Origin of the sequence: Mycobacterium sp. E3298, assembly GCF_001666895.1 — a bacterium.
In the GTDB taxonomy this organism is placed as follows: domain Bacteria; phylum Actinomycetota; class Actinomycetes; order Mycobacteriales; family Mycobacteriaceae; genus Mycobacterium.
Genome location: NZ_LZJB01000217.1, coordinates 1 through 2,394, shown reverse-complemented (window position 1 = coordinate 2,394; position 2,394 = coordinate 1). Strand labels below are relative to the sequence as shown.

Annotated in this window: 4 protein-coding genes; 1 reads left to right on the top strand and 3 read right to left on the bottom strand. The window is 69.5% G+C overall.

Annotated features, from left to right (window positions below):
* The coding region (locus A9X05_RS09980; protein WP_156736611.1) for a sulfatase-like hydrolase/transferase at positions 1-807 on the bottom strand (807 nt) is incomplete at its 3' end.
* Positions 808-843: 36 nt separating this feature from the next.
* Positions 844-1,521, bottom strand: coding sequence for a 5,6-dimethylbenzimidazole synthase (gene bluB / locus A9X05_RS09975; protein ID WP_067760805.1), 678 nt, complete (start codon positions 1,519-1,521; stop codon positions 844-846).
* A 73-nt stretch (positions 1,522-1,594) separates the two neighbouring features.
* On the opposite strand from bluB, the gene A9X05_RS09970 reads away from it, so the two are divergent.
* A complete protein-coding gene (locus A9X05_RS09970; protein ID WP_067760807.1) occupies positions 1,595-1,879 on the top strand; it encodes a hypothetical protein in 285 nt (94 codons plus the stop codon).
* On the opposite strand, the gene A9X05_RS09965 is transcribed toward A9X05_RS09970, so the two are convergent.
* A complete protein-coding gene (locus tag A9X05_RS09965; RefSeq protein WP_067760809.1) occupies positions 1,863-2,345 on the bottom strand; it encodes a hypothetical protein in 483 nt (160 codons plus the stop codon). The genes A9X05_RS09970 and A9X05_RS09965 overlap by 17 nt on opposite strands.
* Positions 2,346-2,394 lie beyond the last annotated feature (49 nt).

The window sequence follows — 2,394 nt, the reverse complement described above, 5'->3', positions numbered from 1 at the left end:
CGGGGGCAGCGCCCGGCCGGTCGGGGGCCTGATGATCATGCCGATGCCGGTTCCCGCGTCATAGAGCGTGGACTTGGCGCGGGGAAACGCTGGGCCGTGGTCGGTGAAGAACACCACCCAGGTGCTGTCATCGAGTCCCGACTCGGCCAGCGTGTCCAGCAGGCGGCCGACGGCGGCATCGGCCGTCGTGATCGACCCGTAGAAGCTGGCCAGGTCGTCGCGCACCTCGGGGGTGTCGGGTAGGTAGTCGGGCGGGTCGACCCCGGCGCTGTCCGCCGGCTCGTAACGGTCCCGGGGATAGGGCCGATGCGTCTCGAAGAACCCGGCGGTCAATAGGAACGGTTGGCCCGCGAGGTCTTCGGTGCCGTCTCGCAGCCAGTCGGAGGCCCGGTCCACCACGTATTCGCAGTAGGAGTTCGAGACGTCGAACTCGTCGAAGCCCAGTCGCTGGGGGTAGGAGGTCTCGTGCTGCATGCCGAAAAGCGCTGAGTACCAACCCGCATCGGTCAGTATCTGGGGCAGGGTGCGCACGCCGCTTCGGTATTCCCAGCCGTGATGCGCCAGCCCGATCAGGCCGTTGCTCTGCGGGTAGCGGCCGGTGAACAGCGACCCGCGCGACGGCGAGCACAGCGGCGCCGTGGCATGCGCCCTGGTGAACCGGATGCCCTCGGCGGCAAGGCGGTCCAGGCGGGGGCTGTCGACGTCCGGGTGCCCGTAGACGCCTAGGTAGCGGCCCAGATCGTGCCAGTGCACGATCAAGACGTTGTCTTTCCGGTCGGCTTCTTCGCCCGGCGCCAATTGCGTCACCTCTCAACTCGCCCGCGACCGGCGACGATACCGCAGCTAGTCGGGCGAAGGCGCAGGGATCCGACTCCAGCGGTTCTCGCAGACGAACTCCGACAGTGGCCGGGCGACAGCCCAGCCGTCGAGTTCCAACGCCGGCCGATCGGGGAATTCCGGCACCGGGCCCAGGCACAGGATGGCCACCGGCTCCGCCCCCGGGGGCATGTCGAGCAACGACGCCAACCGCTGCGGATCGAACAGCGAAACCCAACCCATGCCAAGGCCTTCGGAGCGCGCGGCCAGCCACAGATTCTGGATCGCGCACGAGACCGACGCGAGGTCCATCTGCGGCAGTGTCCGGCGGCCGAACACATGCTTGTCCCGGTCGTCGCACAGGGCCACCACGAGCAGCTCGGCGCACTCGAGGATGCCTTCGACTTTCAGCGCGAGAAACTCCTCGGCCCGCTCGCCCAGGGCCGCGGCGGTGAGCGGGCGCTCCTCGTCGACGAGTGCGTGAATGCGCCGCCGCAGCGAGTCGTCGGTGATCCGGACGAAGCGCCAGGGCTGCATCAGGCCGACGCTGGGCGCCGCGTGGGCCGCCTGCAGCAGGCGCGCCAGCACGGCCTCGTCCACCGCCGCGCCGGGTGAGAACTTCCGCATGTCGCGCCGTTCCGAGATCACCCGATAGACGGCCCGGCGCTCCTGCGGGCTGAAGGCCTGCTCGCTCACGGGAGTCATCGTAGGAAATCCGCGTTAGCGTGAACCGTGTCCGCGACACGCACCGGGTGAACACCCAGGAAAGGAGTGTTCCGTGAAGCCCTTTGACCTACTCGACCGGCCGCCCACCGACGGGGCCGCGGGTCGCGTGTACGGCGAGCCCTATCAGACACCGGACGGCACCACCGTCATCCCCGTGCTCAAACCGCTCGGCGTCTTCGTCGTCCACAACGGCGAAGCCTCCTGGAAGCCCGCCGTGGACGGGAACCGCATCGCGCTGATCGGGGTGATCACCGGCCTGCTGGCGGCGGTGATCGGCAGCCTGGCGGTGCTGCGCCAGCCGCCCTGGCCGCGGATGACGATCACGGACTATAGGTAACGCCGACCGCACGGAACACGTACTCGGGCGGCATGTCGAAGGCCAGGGACCGGCGCGGCAGGCCGCTGAGCACCTCGTCCGGAATGGCCGCCTTGTAGTGCAGCGACAACTCGCCGCTGAACTTCGGGTCGACCTTCGCGACGTCGACGTCGACCTGCAGGCCCGTCGACGAGATCTCGACCCGCGCCGCGCCGGTCTGCGGCGCGTCCCAGCGAACGTCGACGGTCGGGCCGGCCAGCCGCGGCAGCATGGACAGCGTGGCCAGCACCCGCTCGGAGGTGAACGCCAGCGAGCCCGTGTAGCTGGCGACACTGTGCGGCAATCGCACGCCCGGGATGGCGCCCTTGAAGCGCCGGGTCACCGCCACGAAGTCGGCGAGGTAGCGCACGCCTTCCGCCTCGAGCTGCGCGTAGACGTCGTCGGGCAGCTTGCCGATGCCGAGCAACCTGCGGACAAATACGGCCATGACGCCAGTATGGCGCGGGCCGGGCGACAGCGTGGTCGGGCCGCCGGAC